This is a genomic window from Thermodesulfovibrionales bacterium (genome assembly GCA_035622735.1).
GTDB lineage: Bacteria > Nitrospirota > Thermodesulfovibrionia > Thermodesulfovibrionales > UBA9159 > DASPUT01.
On sequence record DASPUT010000232.1, the window covers coordinates 1 to 4299 of the forward strand.

At 50.2% G+C, this 4299-nt stretch carries 6 protein-coding genes; 2 read left to right on the forward strand and 4 right to left on the reverse strand.

The window, feature by feature from the left end; all coding sequences use genetic code 11:
- Positions 1 to 193: hypothetical protein (locus VEI96_12165; protein HXX58748.1), on the reverse strand; the 193-nt coding region annotated here is incomplete at its 3' end.
- Between the two features lie 281 nt (positions 194 to 474).
- On the opposite strand from VEI96_12165, the gene VEI96_12170 reads away from it, so the two are divergent.
- Together VEI96_12170 and VEI96_12175 are read left to right on the forward strand one after the other, a co-directional pair.
- Entirely contained in the window at positions 475 to 837 is a 363-nt protein-coding gene (locus VEI96_12170) for a TusE/DsrC/DsvC family sulfur relay protein (GenBank protein ID HXX58749.1), read from the forward strand.
- A 368-nt stretch (positions 838 to 1205) separates the two neighbouring features.
- Complete coding sequence (locus VEI96_12175; protein HXX58750.1) at positions 1206 to 1448, forward strand: hypothetical protein; 243 nt, start codon at positions 1206 to 1208, stop codon at positions 1446 to 1448.
- A 138-nt stretch (positions 1449 to 1586) separates the two neighbouring features.
- Here the strand turns inward: VEI96_12175 and VEI96_12180 are convergent, their stop codons facing one another.
- From VEI96_12180 to VEI96_12190, 3 genes are all read right to left on the reverse strand, one after another.
- Positions 1587 to 1874: a hypothetical protein gene (locus VEI96_12180; GenBank protein HXX58751.1), complete on the reverse strand. Its 288-nt coding sequence runs from the start codon at positions 1872 to 1874 to the stop codon at positions 1587 to 1589.
- A gap of 501 nt (positions 1875 to 2375) precedes the next feature.
- Positions 2376 to 3824, reverse strand: coding sequence for an NADPH-dependent glutamate synthase (gene gltA / locus VEI96_12185; protein ID HXX58752.1), 1449 nt, complete (start codon positions 3822 to 3824; stop codon positions 2376 to 2378).
- On the reverse strand, positions 3825 to 4299 hold a 475-nt coding region (locus VEI96_12190), incomplete at its 5' end, for a hypothetical protein (protein HXX58753.1).

Below are 4299 nucleotides of genomic sequence, written 5' to 3' on the forward strand. Positions count from 1 at the left end.
GCAGCAGCGTATCAGCGCCCGGAGCATCACTGAATATCTTCCTTTCACGGGGCGAGAAGTGAATCTCTTTACCAAGGGACAGCAGCGTATAGAATCCGGTGGTTTTATCAAAGGAGACAGAGCCTCTTTTACACACGTCGACGGGGTCAAGACTTCTGATGACTTCCCATGCTTTTTCCTCTCCGGGAGACATTGCTTATTATAGTACAGTGACCCCGAGAGGTGGAATACGTGGATAACCAGGCGGTGATTCAGCCTCACGCACTGTCAAGCCGAGTTTTTCGTTCTGCAGTCCGCATTGTTGCATAAGCCCAGTGCGTCAACTGCGGTCACAAGTGGCAAGCCTAATAGCGCTAGAAGTAGCTCCCTCGTGTACCACTTACCACTATGTCCTGATATAATGGTGCTAACGAGAAGCAGAAGTCTTTGATTTGAGGAATACCACCTGCAAACAATGTGTATTACGTGGAGACAGTGGGAAGATTAAGGATGGAGCCATCGTCTACGCGGTATATCGAATTTCAAGGCAAAACAATCGAGGTCGATGAAGAAGGATTTCTGAAGTCTGACAAAGATTGGTCCGAGGAATTAGCGAATTGCTTGAGCAAAGAAGATGGGATTGAACTTTCAAAGAACCACTGGGAGATTATCAATTTCGTACGGTGGTATTACAGGACCTACCAGAACAGCCCTCATCCGAGATTTATTATCAAGAAACTCAACAAGCGGTATGAGACCGCGAAATACACCGTCAAATACCTATTTCAATTGTTCCGGCAGTATCCCGTAAAGAGAGCATGTAAATATGGCGGCATTCCTTTCACCGAAGGCACCTGATACGAGTCAGAATTAGACTGGATGTCTGATCATGACAATTCAAAATAAGAGAAAGAAGTGACGGGGGTTATCTAATAGGCTGATAAATTGAATGGTGGTGCGTTGTCTTGTTATTTTCTTCATTGCGTTTACGGGAATGAGGGCTTCGATTTCAAAAATACGCGCCAGTTGCGATTGCGAGCGACTCACACTTTGTCGGTGGATCCGGGAGGGAGAAGTATTTCCTGAACCTGGACATTCTCAAAAAACTTGACATTAATATCTTGTCATGGTAAAAGCTCATAAAGAGAGGAAACATATCTAAAAGGAGGGGCTAAACCTAGGCGCTTCAAGGCCGTGAGGAAAAACCAACAAAAAGGAGATGAAATATGGAAAAGAGCGCGGATAAAGGCTTCCTCAAGACACTGGGCTTAATAGTGGCTGCACCGTTTATCGGTATAGCATCTGTCGTTGCTTTGCCTTTTTCGTTTCTGGTCGCCATGGGGATGTCGGCACTTCATAATATCCTTGGTCTAGCGCAGAAAGGCATGTCTTTTGGTTGGCGGCCTCTGGAGGCCTATTTGGGCGGCGGGAAAAAAAGCAAGGGAGAGAAGAATGAGGAAGAACAATGACGTATGTGCTTCTGAAATGTCACTTCTTGTGCCGGAAAAAGAAATTGCTTGCAACAAGTGTAATTTTTTGAACTCCTCACATGCAATAACGCAGCTCGGCTAAAGATAGTCGGTGAAGTCCGTGTATCTATTTCTTAGTCAAGACTCGTGATGACACTGATGTATGATCCCGCCAATGTTCTTCCAAAGTTTGTGGAAAGTGTCTTCAGACCCGCATGACTCTTTCAAAATAAGGTAGCTGCCACAGGGTAGGGGATTTTGATGCCTATCTGAAACAAAAAGGGGATACCTCGCTTTTTTGCCTATCCACAGTGCCCCAACGATCATGGTTGTGTCGAACGTCTCAACAGAACCCTTAAGGAAGAGTTTATCAACTATAACCTCAACCTCATCGATGACCTGACCGTATGAGATGACCACCGTCAAGAAGGGGATGCCTCTTCAGATGTATTCCTTTCTTGCTTATTCCCCTGAAGAGAATACATTGAGAATTCGTGCGGGAAATAAACTTTGTAAAACCCCAAGGGAGAAGGAAGAGAAAAAAGAAATAATAAGGTTGTAAGGAATCAGCAGCTGGGCATTGGGCTTTTCAAAACGACCTTTTATAGTACTTAAAGTAGAAGTTTAAGATGTAATGAGTTACTACCTGGCTTATAATAATAAAAAAGGTGGTGTCTCTTTCCCTTACCCGTGTTTTCTTTGAGACTAATCGTCTCACGACTTCACTTTTTACGGCCTTAACTCCTCGACAACGTTACAGCCAGTGACTCCGGGTAGAGAGAGCGGGACACCACCTGTACAACCGCTCTTTTCAACTCAACCATACCCCTTTTCGGGGGCCTTGTCAACTAGTATTTCAAAAAAAAGGTCAGACAAGAGTCTGACCTTTTCGCGGAGTTTGATGTGAGGAGAATAGGGCGAAGTTGCTTACCAGGTCGCCTCGCCTTTGAGAACTTTATGAATGTCCGCGGCGGCCCTTTTTCCGGCTCCCATTGCGCTGATTACGGTTGCCGCGCCGGTGACTACATCACCGCCGGCCCAGACACGGGTTTTCTTCGTCCTGCCTGTCTCAAGGTCGGCAAGAGCGGTGCCGTGCTTTGTCCTTTCGAGACCCTCTGCCTCAACGAAGACGAGAGGATTCGGGCTGGTGCCAAGCGCCATGATTACGGTATCCACCTCCATCTCGAATTCGGACCCTTCGATCGGAACAGGTTGTCTCCTTCCGGACTGGTCCGGCTCGCCGAGTTTCATGCGGATGCAGCGCATCGCCCTGACGGAACCGTCTTTGTCGCCGAGTATCTCGAGGGGGTTTGTCAGGAAATCAAAGATTACTCCCTCCTCGCCAGCGTGATGGAATTCTTCCTCCCTTGCAGGAACTTCATCGCGAGAACGGCGATACACCATATGGACCTCGCCCGAACCATTCCCGGTCTTCTCAGCCTGAAGGGCCTGCAGACGAAGACTGCACCGGACAGAGTCCATCGCCACGTTCCCCGCACCGATCACCGCCACCTTCTTTCCCACCTTGACAGGGGTGTCGAATTCCGGGAAGCGGTACGCCTTCATGAGATTGACGCGGGTCAGGAATTCATTGGCGGACATGACTCCGTTATAGTTGATGCCGGGGATACGCATGAAAGAAGGCAGACCCGCGCCGGTCCCGAGGAACACAGCGTCATAATCGCTCAGGAGTTCGTCGAGGGTAAAAGAGCGACCGATCACGTGGTCCGTCTTGATATCTATTCCGAGACAATCGGCTGCGTAGTTTATCTCTCCGTGCACAACACTCTTCGGCAGACGGAATTCAGGTATCCCGTAAACGAGCACCCCGCCCGGACCGTGCAGAGACTCGAAGATCGTCACATCGTGACCTTCTCTTGCCACATCCACGGCGCATGTCAGACCGGCAGGTCCTGAGCCGACGATCGCCACGCGCTTGCCTGTTTTCGGCGCCTTCACGAGAGGACAGGTGCGGTTTGCCAATTCAAAATCCCCGACGAACCGTTCGAGTCTGCCGATAGCGACGGGTTCCCCCTTCTTCCCTACGATGCAATTCCCTTCGCACTGTCTCTCCTGGGGACATACCCTTCCACAGATCGCCGGAAGGTTGTTCTTCACCTTCATCCATTCCACTGCCTTGACCATGTCCCCTTCCCTGAGGGCCTTAACAAACTGCGGGATGAGAACACCTACAGGACATCCTTCCACGCACTTCGGTTTCTTGCACTGGAGGCATCGTTCTGCTTCCTCGCGTGCCATCGCTTCCGTATAGCCCAGCGCCACCTCATTGTAATTACTTCTCCGTTCAATTTGGTCCTGGTTCGGCATCTCGTGCCGCTTTATCTTGAAACGCTCTTGCTGAGTCAGTTCGGCCATTTACCGTTTACCTCCTTCCGCGAGTGCACCCTCGAGTCTGCATTTATGTTCCCAGTGTTCCACGGCCAGTTGCTCCTCTTTGCGGTAGAACTGTAGACGGGACAAGAGGTTGTTCCAGTCTACCTTGTGACCGTCGAATTCCGGGCCGTCGACGCAGACGAATTGTGCGCCATCGTCAAGCAGCACCCTGCAGCCGCCGCACATGCCGGTGCCGTCAATCATGACCGTGTTCAGGCTGACGACGGTCGGGACATTATAGGGCTTCGTAGTCTGGGCGATGAATTTCATCATAATCGCCGGGCCGATAGCCCAGACGTGGGATATCTTTCTTCCCGGGTTCTCGAGCAGTTCCTTGAGAGGTTCGGTGACGAGGGACTTGCGTCCGTACGATCCGTCATCGGTGCAGATGATCAATTCATCCGAGACGGCCCTCATCTTCTCTTCCCAGAAGAGCAAGTCCTTATTGCGGGCGCCG

Bases quoted from the DNA above. Each gene is read 5' to 3' on its own strand.
- VEI96_12175 (HXX58750.1), top strand. From the start codon at position 1,206: ATGGAAAAGAGCGCGGATAAAGGCTTCCTCAAGACACTGGGCTTAATA.
- gltA (HXX58752.1), bottom strand. From the start codon at position 3,824: ATGGCCGAACTGACTCAGCAAGAGCGTTTCAAGATAAAGCGGCACGAG.